At 73.2% G+C, this 15,774-nt stretch carries 12 protein-coding genes; 10 read left to right on the top strand and 2 right to left on the bottom strand.

Annotated elements, in window-relative coordinates:
• Positions 1-234 precede the first annotated feature (234 nt).
• The 7 genes from ACIBA9_RS28135 to ACIBA9_RS28105 all read left to right on the top strand — a co-directional run bounded on the left by ACIBA9_RS28135 (position 235) and on the right by ACIBA9_RS28105 (position 11,151).
• Positions 235-1,833, top strand: coding sequence for a DUF2690 domain-containing protein (locus ACIBA9_RS28135; RefSeq protein WP_399367258.1), 1,599 nt, complete (start codon positions 235-237; stop codon positions 1,831-1,833).
• A 322-nt stretch (positions 1,834-2,155) separates the two neighbouring features.
• A complete protein-coding gene (locus ACIBA9_RS28130; RefSeq protein ID WP_362150676.1) occupies positions 2,156-3,145 on the top strand; it encodes a malate dehydrogenase in 990 nt (329 codons plus the stop codon).
• A 655-nt stretch (positions 3,146-3,800) separates the two neighbouring features.
• Positions 3,801-5,321 carry an aldehyde dehydrogenase family protein gene (locus ACIBA9_RS28125; protein ID WP_399367255.1) on the top strand — a complete coding sequence of 507 codons (1,521 nt, stop codon included), beginning with the start codon at positions 3,801-3,803 and terminating at the stop codon, positions 5,319-5,321.
• Positions 5,322-5,395: 74 nt separating this feature from the next.
• Positions 5,396-6,928, top strand: coding sequence for a GMC family oxidoreductase (locus tag ACIBA9_RS28120; RefSeq protein ID WP_399367253.1), 1,533 nt, complete (start codon positions 5,396-5,398; stop codon positions 6,926-6,928).
• Positions 6,925-8,232 (top strand): glycine betaine/L-proline ABC transporter ATP-binding protein, encoded by a 1,308-nt coding sequence (locus ACIBA9_RS28115; RefSeq protein WP_399367251.1) that lies wholly within the window; start codon positions 6,925-6,927, stop codon positions 8,230-8,232. The genes ACIBA9_RS28120 and ACIBA9_RS28115 overlap by 4 nt, the downstream gene beginning before the upstream one ends.
• Entirely contained in the window at positions 8,232-10,190 is a 1,959-nt protein-coding gene (locus ACIBA9_RS28110) for an ABC transporter permease (RefSeq protein WP_399367249.1), read from the top strand. Before ACIBA9_RS28115 ends, ACIBA9_RS28110 begins: the two co-directional genes overlap by 1 nt.
• A gap of 1 nt (position 10,191) precedes the next feature.
• Complete coding sequence (locus ACIBA9_RS28105) at positions 10,192-11,151, top strand: ABC transporter substrate-binding protein (protein ID WP_399367247.1); 960 nt, start codon at positions 10,192-10,194, stop codon at positions 11,149-11,151.
• Positions 11,152-11,214: 63 nt separating this feature from the next.
• On the opposite strand, the gene ACIBA9_RS28100 is transcribed toward ACIBA9_RS28105, so the two are convergent.
• Entirely contained in the window at positions 11,215-11,715 is a 501-nt protein-coding gene (locus tag ACIBA9_RS28100; RefSeq protein ID WP_399367245.1) for a carboxymuconolactone decarboxylase family protein, read from the bottom strand.
• Between the two features lie 47 nt (positions 11,716-11,762).
• Between ACIBA9_RS28100 and ACIBA9_RS28095 the strand changes: the two genes are divergently transcribed.
• Positions 11,763-13,157: a PLP-dependent aminotransferase family protein gene (locus ACIBA9_RS28095; RefSeq protein WP_399367243.1), complete on the top strand. Its 1,395-nt coding sequence runs from the start codon at positions 11,763-11,765 to the stop codon at positions 13,155-13,157.
• A gap of 46 nt (positions 13,158-13,203) precedes the next feature.
• On the opposite strand, the gene ACIBA9_RS28090 is transcribed toward ACIBA9_RS28095, so the two are convergent.
• On the bottom strand, positions 13,204-14,049 hold the full coding sequence (locus ACIBA9_RS28090) for a DMT family transporter (RefSeq protein ID WP_362151368.1): 846 nt from the start codon (positions 14,047-14,049) through the stop codon (positions 13,204-13,206).
• 134 nt (positions 14,050-14,183) lie between these two features.
• Between ACIBA9_RS28090 and ACIBA9_RS28085 the strand changes: the two genes are divergently transcribed.
• Together ACIBA9_RS28085 and ACIBA9_RS28080 are read left to right on the top strand one after the other, a co-directional pair.
• Positions 14,184-14,534 carry a hypothetical protein gene (locus tag ACIBA9_RS28085; protein WP_399367241.1) on the top strand — a complete coding sequence of 117 codons (351 nt, stop codon included), beginning with the start codon at positions 14,184-14,186 and terminating at the stop codon, positions 14,532-14,534.
• Between the two features lie 14 nt (positions 14,535-14,548).
• Complete coding sequence (locus tag ACIBA9_RS28080) at positions 14,549-15,733, top strand: glutathionylspermidine synthase family protein (RefSeq protein ID WP_399367239.1); 1,185 nt, start codon at positions 14,549-14,551, stop codon at positions 15,731-15,733.
• Positions 15,734-15,774 lie beyond the last annotated feature (41 nt).

Raw genomic sequence — 15,774 nt, 5'->3', positions numbered from 1 at the left:
GGATGCCGTCACCCGGCGGCCGGGAAAGCCCCTGCTCAGCGTGGGTCCCCCCGCTGTGGTGCGGAGGTGGCTGTTCCGTTACGGTGTCCGCGCGCGCCGCCCCACGTGCCCCTTCCCGTGCGCCCTCGCCACGGGAAGCTGGGATCCTTGTGCGGCGCATCACCGGAACGCGGGGGCGGCTCGGGGGCAGCGCGCGCGTACGACAGCACCGATCGGGGGAAGTGGGGGGTAGCGATGCCACGTTGGAAGGCGTTGCCCGAGGATCTGGACCCGCGGCTCGCGGAGTTCACCGGCCGGATGCGGCACCTGGTGGACCACAGCGGCCTGAGCGTCGCGGTACTGGCCGACCGCACGGGGTATGCCAAGGCGTCGTGGGAGCGGTATCTGGGCGGCCGGCTTCTCGCGCCCAAGGGGGCGGCGGTCGCGCTGGCCGAGGCCACCGGCACCGACCCGCTCCCCCTCGTCGCCCTGTGGGAGATCGCCGAACGTGCCTGGAGCGGGGCGGAGCCGCTGAACGACCGCGCGAGTGGGGCGCCTGGCGGCTCGCGGCCGCGTGCGGAACCCGGGCGGTCGGTGCCGGTGGCCCCGACGACCGACGGTCCGCCGGTTGCCACCACCCCCATCACCCCCACCACGACTCCGGCGACGGCCGGCCCCACGGCCACCCGTCCGGCCACTTCCGGCCCGGCGACGGGTGAGGACAAGGGCGCCGACGGCGAGGGCCGTACGTCGGCCGACGATGCCGGGCGGGGGTCCGCCGACGGCGGGGACCGCGCGGAGACCGACGTCGAGGGCCGTGGGTCTGCCGAGGACGCGGGCCCTGCGCGAGGCGCGACCTCCGGCGTCAACTCCTGGGGACTGGCCGGATATCGCGGCCCCTCCCCGGCGAGCGCGCGCCCCGGTGCGGGTGCGGGTGCGGGCTCCGGCGTGGCAGCCGGAACGCCTGCCGACGTCCAAGCCGCTGCCGACGCCCAAGCCCCCGCCGGTTCCGGCGCATCCGCCGGAACCGGTGCCGGTGGCACAGCCGGTGGCAAGACCGGAGCCGGAGGCACGACCGGAACCCGAACCGGAGCCCGAGCCGGTGGCGGTGGCGCTGCCTGGCCCAGTGCCTGGCCCCCCGGTCCCGGGCTCGGTGGCAATGGCGCGGGGATGCGGCCCTCGACCCCGCCTGGCGGTACCGCCCGTACCCCGACGCCGCCCGGCGGCATCTCCCGTACCCCGACCCAGCCCGGCGGCATCCCCCGTACCCCGACGCCGCCCGGCGGCACCGCCCGTACCGCCACCCCGCCCGGCGGCACCGCCGGCCCCGTGGCCGCCGCTGTCCCCACCCCGGAGTCCGGCGTGGGGCAGCGGCTGACGATGTTCTTCGCGGGCCTGGTCGGCACGCTCCTCGTCATCGCCGCCGTCCTCTACGTCCACTACCAGGGCGGCGCCGACAAGGACGGGGGCGACGCCAAGTCCTCCGCCGCGAGCGCCCATCCCCGGGTGAGCCTGCCCCCGGGCGTGAAGTGCGCCGGTTCCGCCTGTGACGGCAAGGACGCCGAAACCATGGGATGCAGCGGCGATCTGGTCACCACGGCCAAGTCCGTCACCGTCGGCACCGCCATCCTGGAGGTCCGCTACAGCAAGACCTGCGGCACGGCGTGGGGCCGTATCACCGGTGCCGTGGCGGGCGACCGGGTGGTGGTGACGGCGGGCAGGGCCCGGCAGACGGGAACGCTCACCTCCGTGGACGACACCATCGCGTACACCCCGATGATCGCCGTGAAGGACGCGGCGCGGGCCGAGGCCTGCGCCACCCTGGCGGCCGGTCAGACGGGCTGCACGAAGTAGCGGGTGGAATTCGCGGCCGGGGACGCATGGCGTCCCCGTCGCCGGGCACGCGGACCGTACCCCCACGGGAGTCCGGCGATCCGGTATCCCCTCGCGGTGGCCGTCTCCGTCCCCCTCTCGCGGACGGACGGCCGCCGTTCCCGCCCGGCGGTCCCCGGCTCGTGCCACCGGTGATCCCCTTGTGGGGTGAGCCACACGGCCCCGGACGTCTCGCATGCCGGATGCGCGATAGCCTGACCGCTGGATCTCTCTTGACGCCAAGAGATCGATCATCCGCCCGGGGCAGGGACGCCCCACCGCCAGCTGTCATACGGAGAACGCCATGACCCGCACTCCCGTGAACGTCACCGTCACCGGCGCGGCCGGCCAGATCGGTTACGCCCTGCTCTTCCGCATCGCCTCCGGCCAGCTGCTCGGCGCGGACGTGCCGGTCAAGCTGCGCCTGCTGGAGATCACCCCCGCGCTGAAGGCCGCCGAGGGCACGGCCATGGAGCTGGACGACTGCGCCTTCCCGCTGCTGCAGGGCATCGAGATCTCCGACGACCCGAACGTGGCCTTCGACGGCGCCAACGTGGCGCTCCTCGTGGGCGCCCGGCCCCGCACCAAGGGCATGGAGCGCGGTGACCTGCTGGAGGCCAACGGCGGCATCTTCAAGCCGCAGGGCAAGGCCATCAACGACCACGCGGCGGACGACATCAAGGTCCTCGTCGTCGGCAACCCGGCCAACACCAACGCGCTCATCGCGCAGGCCGCCGCCCCCGACGTCCCGGCCGAGCGCTTCACCGCGATGACCCGGCTGGACCACAACCGCGCGCTGACCCAGCTCGCGAAGAAGACGGGCACCGCGGTCGCCGACATCAAGCGTCTGACCATCTGGGGCAACCACTCCGCCACCCAGTACCCGGACATCTTCCACGCCACGGTCGCCGGCAAGAACGCCGCCGAGGCCGTCGGCGACGAGAAGTGGCTGGCCGAGGACTTCATCCCGACCGTCGCCAAGCGCGGTGCCGCGATCATCGAGGCCCGTGGCGCCTCGTCGGCCGCCTCCGCCGCCAACGCCGCCATCGACCACGTCCACACCTGGGTCAACGGCACCGCCGACGGCGACTGGACCTCCATGGGTATCCCGTCGGACGGCTCCTACGGCGTCCCGGAGGGCCTGATCTCCTCCTTCCCGGTCACCACCAAGGGCGGCACGTACGAGATCGTCCAGGGCCTGGACATCAACGAGTTCTCCCGCGCCCGGATCGACGCCTCCGTCAAGGAGCTCGAGGAGGAGCGCGAGGCGGTTCGCGCCCTCGGCCTCATCTGAGGGAGTCCTCGGCGCTGACGCCGTGACGCCCGCGTGGGCCCCGCTCCGGTTTCCGTCCGGAGCGGGGCCCACGCGCGTTTCGGCCCAGCCTTGCCGGCTCCTCGCTGGAGCCGCCGGGCCACGGGACCGCTTGGATCCGCTGGGGCCGTGCCGGGTGCCGGCTCCGCCCGCCTCACCCGCGTGCGGTGGTGCCGAGGCCCGAGCCGAGACCCGCCTGGTGGGCGGGGGGCCGGACACCATCTGCTCAGCGGGGAGTTGAGGCGCGAGCGCTTCGCCGGGGAGGCAGGGCGCCTCCTCGTCTCCCGGCGCGGCGGACAGCGCGGCCCGAGCCGCTGCTTGAGACCGGCCTCATCGGCATGATCGGCCGGTGGGAGCGCCCGCTCGCCTCCGACGTGCCGCTGTCCCCGCCCGCGATGCGGGTGGGTTTCGCCTGGCATCCGCGCCATGACGCCGACCCCGCGTACGCCGGCCCTTCCTCAGTCACCCACTCTTGTCCCTTTTCGGCGCCATTTCGACCGTATTTTCAGTGACGCCGCGCACTTTCGGCCACCCATTGCGCATGCAATCCGCAGAGTCGGGCAGGTGGCCACGGTCCCCGAGAGTGACAACCTCGTAACGCAGGGGTACGGACCAGGAACGGAAGGCTACACGGATCATGGCGCACAGAACGGAACGACAGGGCGGGGCGACCATCCACGCGGGCGGCGAGTGGCTCCTGGCGAGCTCAGGCGCGACGCGCGAGATCCTCGACCCGGCGGACGCCCGGCCGTTCGCCGTGGTCGCCGAGGGTGACGAGAAGGACGCGGAGCGGGCGGTGGCCGCCGCCCGGCAGGCCTTCGACCACGGCCCCTGGCCCCACACCCCGGTCGCCGAGCGCGCCGCGCTGCTGCGCCGCGTCGCCGACCTCCTGGTGCGCGACCGCGAGGAACTCGGCCTGCTGGAGAGTCGCGACGCCGGCAAGACCGTCGAAGAGGGCCGCGTCGACATCGACTGTGTCGCCGACGCCTTCCGCTACTTCGCCGACCTGGTGGCCGCCGAGGCCCCGGGCCGAGTGGTCGACGCCGGCTCGCCCGACATCCACAGCGTCGTCGTACACGAACCGGTCGGCGTCTGCGCGCTGATCACCCCCTGGAACTACCCCCTCCTGCAGGCCAGTTGGAAGATCGCCCCGGCCCTGGCGGCCGGCAACACCTTCGTGGTCAAGCCGAGCGAGATCACCCCGCTGACCACCATCGCGCTGATCGAGCTGCTGATCGAGGCCGGGCTGCCCGCCGGGGTCGCCAACATCGTCACCGGTCCCGGCCACACCGTCGGCGCCCGGCTCGCCGACCACCCCGGCGTCGACCTGGTCTCCTTCACCGGCGGCCTGGCCAGCGGCACCAAGGTCGCCCAGGCGGCCGCCCCGAGCGTGAAGAAGGTCGCCCTCGAACTCGGCGGCAAGAACCCCAACGTGGTCTTCGCCGACGCCTGCGCCACCGAGGAGGACTTCGACACCGCCGTCGACCAGGCCCTCAACGCCGCCTTCATCCACAGCGGCCAGGTCTGCTCGGCCGGCGCGCGCCTCATCGTCGAGGAGTCGGTCCGCGACCGCTTCGTCACCGAACTCGCCCGCCGCGCCCAGCGGATCAGGCTCGGCCGCGGCACCGAGGACGGCGTCGAGTGCGGCCCGCTCGTCTCCGAGCAGCAGCGCGCCAAGGTCGAGGCGTACGTCGCGTCCGCGCTGGCCGAGGGCGCGGTGCTGCGCTGCGGCGGCAAGCGGCCGGAACCGTCGGCGCAGCGCCCCGAGTCGGGCTGGTTCTACGAGCCGACGATCCTCGACGCCTGCCACCGCGAGATGAAGGTCGTCCGGGAAGAGGTCTTCGGACCCGTCCTCACCGTCGAGACCTTCCAGACCGAGGACGAGGCCGTCCGTCTCGCCAACGACACCGAGTACGGCCTCGCCGGCGCCGTGTGGACCACCGACGCCGGTCGCGCCCGCCGGGTCGCCGGCCGACTGCGGCACGGCACCGTCTGGATCAACGACTTCCACCCCTATCTGCCGCAGGCGGAGTGGGGCGGGTTCGGCAAGAGCGGCACCGGCCGCGAACTGGGCCCCGCCGGACTCGCCGAGTACCGCGAGTCCAAGCACGTCTACCAGAACCTCGCGCCGAAGCCGGTGCGCTGGTTCGCCGGCTGAGCGCCCACTCGCCCAGCCGGCGAACCCGCCGCGACCCTCCACACGTCCTCCCACCCCGCAGGAGTAACCAGCCCATGCCGGATCACACCCACGAATTCGACTACGTCGTCGTCGGCGGCGGCACCGCAGGCTCCGTCATCGCCTCCCGCCTCACCGAGAACCCGGACGTCACCGTCGCCGTCATCGAGGGCGGCCCGAGCGACGTGGGCCGCGACGACGTCCTCACCCTGCGCCGCTGGATGGGCCTGCTCGGCGGCGAACTCGACTACGACTACCCGACCACCGAACAGCCGCGCGGCAACTCCCACATCCGGCACAGCCGGGCCCGCGTCCTGGGCGGCTGCTCCTCGCACAACACCCTCATCTCCTTCAAGCCGCTCCCCTCCGACTGGGACGAGTGGGAGGAGGCCGGCGCCGAGGGCTGGGGCGCCGTCCCCATGGAGGCCTACTTCGCGCGCCTGAAGAACAACATCGTCTCCGTCGACGAGAAGGACCGCAACGCCATCGCGCGCGACTTCGTCGACGCCGCCGAGACGGCGCTCGGGGTGCCCCGGGTCGAGGGGTTCAACCGCAAGCCCTTCACGGAGGGCGTCGGCTTCTTCGACCTCGCCTACCACCCGGAGGACAACAAGCGCTCCTCCGCCTCCGTCGCCTATCTGCACCCGGTGATGGACGAGCGTCCGAACCTCCACCTCTTCCTGGAGACCTGGGCGTACCGGCTGGAGCTGAACGGCACCCGCGCCGAGGGCGTCCACGTGCGCACCAAGGACGGCGAGGAACTGCTCGTGCGGGCCCGCAACGAGGTCGTCCTGTGCGCGGGTGCCGTCGATTCCCCGCGCCTGCTGCTGCACTCGGGCATCGGCCCGCGCGCGGAGCTGGAGGCACTCGGCATCCCGGTCGCGCACGACCTGCCGGGCGTCGGCGAGAACCTGCTCGACCACCCCGAGTCGGTGATCGTGTGGGAGACGAACGGCCCGATCCCGGAGAACTCCGCGATGGACTCCGACGCCGGTCTGTTCGTGCGCCGCGACCCCGAACAGCCGGGCCCGGACCTGATGTTCCACTTCTACCAGATCCCGTTCACGGACAACCCCGAGCGCCTCGGCTACGAACGCCCCGCGTACGGCGTCTCGATGACCCCCAACATCCCCAAGCCCAGGAGCCGCGGCCGGCTGTTCCTGACCAGCGCCGACCCGTCCGTGAAGCCCGCCCTGGACTTCCGCTACTTCACCGACGAGGACGACTACGACGCCCGCACCCTCGTCGACGGCATCCGCATCGCCCGTGAGATCGCCCGGACCGAGCCGCTGGCCGGCTGGCTCAGGCGCGAGGTCTGCCCCGGCCCCGAGATCGTCGGCGACACCGAACTGAGCGAGTACGCCCGCAAGGTCGCGCACACCGTCTACCACCCCGCCGGCACCTGCAAGATGGGCGCCGCCGACGACGCGCTGGCCGTGGTCGACCCGCAGCTGCGCGTGCGCGGCCTGTCCGGCATCCGCATCGCCGACGCCTCCGTCTTCCCGACCATGCCCGCCGTGAACCCGATGATCGGAGTGCTCATGGTCGGGGAGAAGGCCGTCGACCTGATCGGAGGCGAGTCCCGATGACTCTCACCGTCCCCACGCGCAAGCCCCCCACCGACACCCCCGTCTTCTCCGTGGACGGCCTGTGGAAGGTGTTCGGCCCCAAGGCCGACCGCATCCCCGCCGACCCCTCGCTCGACGGCCTCGACGCCGCCGAACTGCGCGCCCGCACCGGCTGCACCGCCGCCGTCCGCGATGTCTCCTTCGACGTCCGCAAGGGCGAGGTCTTCGTCGTGATGGGCCTGTCCGGCTCCGGCAAGTCCACCCTCGTACGCTGTCTGACCCGGCTGATCGAGCCGACGGCCGGCACGATCGCCATCGACGGCGAGGACGTCCGCGCGATGGACAAGGGCCGCCTGCGCGAACTGCGCCGGCACCGCGCCGCCATGGTCTTCCAGCACTTCGGTCTGCTCCCGCACCGCACGGTCCTCGACAACGTCGCCTACGGCCTGGAGATCCAGGGCGTCGGCAGGTCCGAGCGGCGCGAGCGGGCCGCCGAGGTCGTCGCCAAGGTCGGCCTCGAAGGCATGGAGAAGCGCCGGCCCGGCCAGCTCTCCGGCGGCCAGCGCCAGCGGGTGGGCCTGGCCCGCGCCCTGGCCGTGGACCCCGAGGTGCTGCTGTTCGACGAACCGTTCAGCGCCCTCGACCCGCTCATCCGGCGCGACATGCAGGAAGAGGTGGTCCGCCTGCACCACGAGGAGGGCCGCACGATGGTCTTCATCACCCACGACCTCTCCGAAGCCCTCAAGCTCGGCGACCGGATCGCCCTGATGCGCGACGGGCGGGTCGTCCAGCTCGGCACCCCCGAGGAGATCGTCGGTTCCCCCGCCGACGACTACGTGCGCGAGTTCGTCCGGGACGTACCGCGTGAACAGGTGATGACGGTCCGTACGGCGATGCGCCCCGCGTCCCCGGCGGACACGGCCACCGGCCCGGCGGTCCGACCCGAGGCCACGGTCGCCGAGGCGATCGAGGCGGTGGCCCGCTCGGGCGCCGCGGCCCGGGTCGTGGAAGCGGGCCGGTGCCTGGGCGTCGTGGACTCCGACGCCCTGCTGGGCGTGGTCGCGGGAACGGCCGACACACCCGGCCCCCGGCCGGGCACCACCCCGGACGGTCCCACCGGCACGCCCACCGGCACGCCCACCACCACCGGCCCCACCCCGGCAGCCGCCCCCACCGCCGACCCGGCCCCCGAGGCCGCTGTCCCCGACCCGGCCCCCGCGGCCGAGATACCCCAGGGAGCGTCCGGTGCGCGGACCGCGGCGGCCGGGCGGCGGCGCGGACAGGCATCCCCGCCTCCGCCGCGCACCAGTCCGGAGGTGATCTGATGGCCACGCTCTCCGTCCCCGGCTCCGCCGCCGGCGCCCCCCGCCTGCTGAAGAACCGGGCCGTCGGCAAGCTCCTCCTGCTCGCGCTGGTCGCCGCCGTCCTCGCCCCCTGGGCCGCCACCAGATGGCCCGGCGCCACCTGGCCGCACGCCCTCACCGTCGACCTCACCAAACCCCTCGCCACCGCCAGCGACTGGGTCATCGACAACCGGGACAGCCACCCGCTGTTCCTGTACTTCTTCGGCTACATCAGCGACGCGGTCGTCCTCTCCGTCCGCGCGGTCTACCTGACCCTCCTCGCCGGGGGCTGGATCGGCGTCACGGTGTTCGGCGCCCTAGTCGCCTGGCGCGTGGCCGGCGTCCGCCTCGCCGCCGGCACCGCCGTCGCCTTCCTGGCGTGCGGCGCCCTCGGCATGTGGGTGCCGACCATGCAGACCCTCGCGCTCATGGTCGTCGCCGTCCTCGCCTCCGTACTCCTCGGCATGCTCCTCGGACTCGCCGCCGGACTGTCCGACCGCCTCGACCGGGCCCTGCGCCCCGTGCTGGACACCATGCAGGTGCTCCCGGCCTTCGCCTATCTGCTGCCCGTCGTCCTGGTCTTCGGCATCGGCGTCCCCGCGGCCGTCCTCGCCACCGTCGTGTACGCGGCACCGCCCATGGCGCGGCTGACCTCGCTCGGCCTGCGTGCCGCCGACGCCGGGGTGATGGAAGCGGTGGAGTCGCTCGGCGCCACCTTCCGGCAGCGGCTGCTGACCGCCCGGCTGCCGCTCGCCCGCAAGGAGCTCATGCTGGGCGTCAACCAGACGATCATGATGGCGCTGTCCATGGCCGTGATCGCCTCCATGATCGGCGCCGGCGGCCTGGGTGACCGCGTCTACCAGGCGCTGGCCTCCGTCGACGTCGGCGCCGCGCTGGCGGCCGGCATCCCCATCGTGCTGCTCGCCATCGTGCTCGACCGCGTCACCGCCGCCGTCGGCGAACGCCTGGGCGCCGGAACCGAGCCCGCCGCGGGGCACACGGCTGCCCGCTGGTACGTGCCGGCCGCCGTGACGGCCGCCGTGGTCCTGATCGGCCGGCTCACGGACACCCTGACCTGGCCGGGCGCCTGGGTCGCGGACATCGCCGCGCCCGTGAACACCGCCAAGGACTGGATGGTCGACCACCTCTACAGCGGGGTCCCCGTCGTCGGCGGCACCGCCGACTGGGCGGCCCACTTCACCACCTGGGTGCTGGACCCGATCCGGGACGGTCTGCAGTGGCTGCCCTGGTGGGGACTGCTCCTGATCGTCGCCGCGGTGTCCTGGCTGATCGGCACCTGGCGCACCGCGCTCACCGCGACGCTGGCCATGGCCGCGATCGGCGTGCTCGGAGTGTGGAAGCCGTCCCTGGACACCCTCTCGCAGGTGCTGGCCGCGGTGGCCGTCACCCTGGTGATCGGCTTCGGCACCGCCGTCGCCGCGGCCCGCAGCGCCCGGTGCGAGCGGATTCTGCGCCCGGTGCTCGACGTCTGCCAGACCATGCCGCAGTTCGTGTACCTGATCCCGGTCGTGGCGCTGTTCGGCGTGGGCCGCGCCCCCGCCGCCGCTGCCGCCGTGATCTACGCCCTGCCCGCCGTCATACGCATCGTCAGCCAGGGACTGCGCCAGGTCGACCCGGGCGCCCTGGAGGCGGCGCGCTCGCTGGGTGCCACCAGCGCCCAGCAGTTGCGGCAGGTCCAACTGCCGCTGGCCCGGCGCGCCCTGCTGCTCGCCGTCAACCAGTGCGTGGTGCTCGTGCTCGCCGTGGTCGTCGTCGGCGGTCTCGTCGGCGGTGGCGCGCTCGGCTACAACGTGGTGTTCGGCCTCGCCCAGGGCGACCTGGCGACCGGACTGGTGGCCGGCGCGGCCATCGTCTGCCTGGGCCTGATGCTCGACCGGGTGACCCAGCCGACGGACCGCCGCGCGAGGAAGGGAGCCTGACATGCGATTCCGTACCACCGCCCTGGTCACCGCCGCGGTCGCCGCACTGGGGCTGACCACCGGCTGCGGCGCCGCCGACATGACCAAGCAGGCCAGCCCGTTCGCCAACGCGCGGGGTTCGAAGACCGTCACCCTGTCCGTGCAGTCCTGGGTGGGCGCGCAGTCCAACGTGGCCGTCGCGCAGTACATCCTGGAGCACAAGCTCGGCTACCGCGTCGACACCGTGCAGGTCGACGAGGTGCCGGCCTGGGACGCGCTCAGCCAGGGCCGGGTCGACGCCCTCATGGAGGACTGGGGCCACCCCGACCAGGAGAAGCGGTACGTCGAGGACAAGAAGACGATCGCCGACGCCGGCGAACTCGGGGTGACCGGCCACATCGGCTGGTTCGTGCCGACCTATCTGGCCAGGCAGCACCCCGACATCACCGACTGGCGGAACCTGAACAAGTACGCCTCGCTGTTCCACACCGCGGAGAGCGGCGGCAAGGGCCAGCTGATGGACGGCTCCCCGTCCTACGTCACCAACGACAAGGCGCTGGTGGCCAATCTGAAGCTGGACTACCAGGTGGTCTTCGCCGGCTCCGAGGCGGCGCAGATCACCCAGATGAAGCAGTTCGCCAAGGAGAAGAAGCCCTTCCTGACCTACTGGTACACGCCCCAGTGGCTGTCGAAGAAGGTCCCCATGACGGAGGTGAAGCTGCCGCCGTACAAGGAGGGCTGCGACGCGGACGCGGCGAAGGTCGCCTGCGCCTACCCGCACACCCCGCTGAAGAAGTTCCTCAACGCGGACTTCGCGAGGTCCGGCGGGAAGGCGGCCGCCTTCCTGAAGAAGTTCCGGTGGACCACCGAGGACCAGAACGAGGTCTCGCTGATGATCGCCGATCAGAAGCTGAGCCCGCAGGACGCGGCGAAGAAGTGGGCGGACAGCCACCCCGACGTGTGGAAGCGATGGCTGTCCTGACCGGCCCGCGCCCCCGGCCCACCACCCGCGTACGGCCCGCTCGGGCCGTACGCGGCCGGCGGCCTACTTGTGCTGTCCCGGCCGGTAGTGGCCCGGGGTCATCCGGGTGGTCACACCGAACCGGTTCCAGGCGTTGATCACCGTGATCGAGGCGATCAGCTGGGCCAGTTCGGCCTCCTCGAAGTGCTTGGCGGCCCGTTCGTACACCTCGTCCGGCACGAACCCGTCCGTCAGGACGGTGACCGCCTCGGTCAGCTCCAGCGCCGCGAGCTCCCGTTCCGTGTAGAAGTGCCGGGACTCCTCCCACGCGGCGAGCTGCACGATCCGTTCCACGCTCTCACCGGCGGCGAGCGCGTCCTTGGTGTGCATGTCGAGGCAGAAGGCGCAGTGGTTGATCTGCGAGACACGGATCTTGACCAGCTCGCGGAGCGTCGGGTCCAGACCCTGGCCGGCGGCGGCGTCCAGGCGGACCATCGCCTTGTAGACCTCGGGCGCCTGCTGGGCCCAGGCCAGCCGCGGGGCCTGCTCGGTCGCGTATCGGGGGGTTTCCTGTGCAGTGCTCATGGAATCGACCCTAGGTTTCGTGCGGCCCGGGAGTATGGTCCATTTCCATGGCGGAAAAGTGGGCCACTTTCGGGGTCGACCTGCATCTCGAACCGGCCGGCCCGGGCGGACTGCGCCGGGGCCTGACCGACGCGCTGCGCGACGCCGTGCGCACCGGACGCCTGGCCCCGGGCACCCGGTTGCCGTCCTCCCGCTCGCTCGCCGCCGACCTCGGCATCGCCCGCAACACCGTGGCCGAGGCCTACGGCGACCTGGTCGCCGAGGGCTGGCTCACCGCCCGGCAGGGCTCCGGCACCCGGGTGACCGACCGGGCCGTCGTCCCGCCCGCCGGCACCGGCGCGGCACCCCACCGCCGGGAACCGCCGCGCCCGGCCCACAGCCTCGTCCCGGGCAGCCCCGACCTCGCCTCCTTCCCGCGCGCCGCATGGCTCAAGGCCGCCCGCCGAGCCCTGGCCGCCGCCCCCCACGACAGCCTCGGATACGGGGACCCGCGCGGCCTTCCCGCACTGCGGGCCGCCCTCGCCGGCTACCTCGCCCGCGCCCGAGGCGTCCGCGCCGACCCGGACACCGTCCTGATCACCTCCGGTTTCGCACACGCCCTGCGCGTCCTCGGACCCGTACTCGCGGCCCGGGGAGCGCGGACGGTGGCGGTCGAGGCGTACGGGCTCGACGCGTACTGGGCCCGGCTGCGGGAGTCGGGCCTCGCCACGCGCGCCCTGCCCTACGACGAACTGGGCACCGATCCGGGCGCGTTGACCACGGAAGGCGCCGTCCTGCTGACCCCGGCCCACCAGTTCCCGATGGGCACGGCCCTGCACCCCGACCGGCGGGCGGCCGTCGTCGACTGGGCCCGGCGCACCGGCGGACTGGTCCTGGAGGACGACTACGACGGCGAGTTCCGCTACGACCGCCAGCCCGTCGGAGCGCTCCAGGGCCTCGACCCCGACCGCGTCGTCTACCTCGGCACCGCCAGCAAGGCCCTCGCCCCCGGACTGCGGCTGGGCTGGATGGTGCTGCCGCCGGCCCTCGCCGAGGAGGCCCTCGCGGCCAAGGGCGGCATGGAGACCGTCAGCGTGCTGGAACAGCTCACCCTCGCCGAGTTCCTCACCTGCGGCGCCTACGACCGGCATGTGCGCTCCTCGCGACTGCGCTACCGGCGCCGCCGCGACGCCCTCACCGCGGCCGTGGCCGACCGCGCGCCCGGGGTACGGGTCACCGGGATCGCCGCGGGGCTGCACGCGGTGCTGCGGCTGCCGGCGGGCATGGAACAGCCGGTGGTACAGGCCGCGGCCTGGCAGGGACTGGCGTTGCACGGACTGGCCTTCCACCGCCATCCGGAGGCGATCACCGAAGCGGTGGACGCGCTGGTCGTGGGCTACGCGACACCACCGGACAGCGCGTGGGCGGCCACCCTGGAGGCCCTGTGCCGAGTGCTCCCCTGACCACCGGCACCGATGCCGGCCTCCCCGGCCCGGCCGCGCTCACCACTCACCCCTGCACCGCCGAGCCCGCGCCCCCCTCCGCCGGCGCCTCACCGAAGCGGGCCAGCAGCAGGGCGCCCGCCACCGCCACCAGGAAGCCCAGGACCGCGAGCCAGGCCAGGCCCTCCCGGGTCCGGTCGCCGAGCCACACCACGCCCACCGCGGCCGGCCCGATCGTCTCCCCGATCACTATCCCGGCCGTCGCCGTCGTCACGGAGCCGCGTTGCAGGGCCGAGGTCAGCAGCAGGAACGCGGCACCACCGCCCAGCAGCAGCGCGTACGTCGCCGGGTTGGCCAGCAGATCGGCCGGCCGCAGCGAGTCGATGAGCCGTACCGACACCTCCACCACCCCGAACCCGAACCCGGCGCCGAGCCCCAGGAGCAACGCCCGGGTCCGGCCGGACAGGCGCCCGCCGACCCCGCCGAGCAGCAGCACGCCCACGGCCACGGCCACCATCGTGTACCCGAGCCAGTCCGGCGCCTCCCGGTCCCCTTCCGTGCCCGAGGCCAGTGCGAGCATCGCCAGACCCGCGCAGACCACGCCGACGGCGCCCCACTCCAGCCCGCTCAGCCGCACCCGCAGCAGCCGCGCCGCCACCACGGCCGTCACCGCGAGGCTGGCCGCCAGCGCCGCGCCCACCGCGTAGATCGGCACCGACCGCAACGCCGCGATCTGCAGCAGGAAGCCCAGCCCGTCCAGCGCCAGCCCGGCGATGTACCGCCACTGCCGCAGCGCGCGCAGCAACAGCGCCGCGTCCCCACCGCCCCCGTCCGTGCCCACCTCGCGGGTGGCCACCGCCTGCAACACCGTCGCGGTGCCGAAGCAGACCGCCGCGCCCAAGGCGCACATCATTCCGAACAACACGAAGTGACTCTAGGCGAAGGGCGGATCGCGGGGGCCGCCTGTACGGGCGGACCCCGCGATCTCTAGGCTGGCCCGACAGCGAACGGTTCCGGCCGGTGCGGCCACGGGGGGAGACACCAGACATGACCACAGGACAGTCACCGGCGGCCAGGCGGCTGCGCTCCGGCACGGTCGTCCTCGGCGGCATGGGCCTGCTGGCCGCCGCCCTGACCGCCTGCTCCTCCGACCCGGACAAGCGCTGCGTGGACCGCGACAGCTACACCTACGGCAAGGGCTACAAGGTCGTCTCCGACAAGTACTGCAAGTCCACCACGTCCTCGACGCACGGCGTCTGGTACTACGGCGGCAGCAGGAAGGGCGGCCGGGTCGACAGCGGTTCCTTCTCCAAGCCCCACAAGGGCTCCGGCGGCTCGGGCGGCGGCGGTGTCCACCGCGGCGGCTTCGGCGGCGGTAAGGGAGGCTCCGGCGGCTGACCGGAGGACCTCGCATGGAACGCCGTACGATCACACCCCGCCCCGACTGGCAGCGCGTCGTCGAGGAGCAGGGACTCGTCTATCCGCTCACCCGCCAGCCCGACGGCTCCCTGCGCCCCTACTGGGACGAGAGCGCCTACTACGTCTTCTCCCTCGACGAGGTCGAGGCGCTGGAGGAGACCGTCGCGGAACTGCACCGCATGTGCCTCGCGGCCGCCGAGCACCTCGTGGCGAAGGACCGCCTCGGCGACCTCGGCATCACCGACCCGCGGGTGGCCGAGGCGGTCACCGAGGCCTGGCGGCGCCGCGCCGAACTCCCGTCCGTCTACGGGCGCTTCGACCTGCGCTACGACGGCACCGGCCCGGCCAAGCTGCTGGAGTACAACGCCGACACCCCGACCTCGCTGGTCGAGGCCGCCTCGCCGCAGTGGTTCTGGATGGAGGACCGCTTCCCCGGCGCCGACCAGTGGAACTCCCTGCACGAGCGCCTGGTCGACGCCTGGCGCGCACAGGCCGCCCTGCTGCCCCCGGGAAGTCCCCTGCACTTCGCGCACTCCTCGGCCGACGAACTCGGCGAGGACCTGATGACGGTCGCCTATCTGAAGGAGACCGCCGAGCAGGCCGGCCTCGACACCGACTGGCTCTCCATGGAGGAGATCGGCTGGGACAGCCTCTCCGGCCGCTTCGTCGACAACCAACTGCGTTTCATCCGCGCCCTGTTCAAGCTCTACCCCTGGGAGTGGCTCACCACCGACGCCTTCGCCGGGCACGTCCTGGACACCCTCGACAACGGCGGCGGCACCGGCAGCACCCTGTGGATCGAACCCGCCTGGAAGATGCTGCTCAGCAACAAGGCGCTGCTGGCGGTCCTGTGGGAGCTGTACCCCGGCCACCCCAACCTCCTGCCCGCCTACCTCGACGGCCCCCGCGAACTGGCCGGATCGTCCGGCTATGTCGCCAAGCCCCTGCTCGGCCGCGAGGGCGAGGGCGTCACCGTGCACCCGCCCGGACGGCCGCCGGTCCTGCGCGACGAGGCCTGCTGCTACCAGCGGCTCGCCCCGCTGCCCGCCTTCGACGGCAACCACGTCGTCCTCGGCGCCTGGGTCGTCCGCGACGAGCCGGCGGGCCTCGGCATCCGCGAGTCGGCCGGCCTGATCACCGACGCGTACGCCCGCTTCCTGCCCCACGTGATCCTCTAGGGCTCCGCGGTCGCTCGGATGGTGGACGCCGCAGCTGTCCC

Source organism: Streptomyces sp. NPDC051452, from assembly GCF_044454765.1.
Lineage (GTDB): Bacteria > Actinomycetota > Actinomycetes > Streptomycetales > Streptomycetaceae > Streptomyces.
Note: the sequence above shows the minus strand (reverse complement) of the source record. Positions and strands in the feature narration are given on the sequence as shown.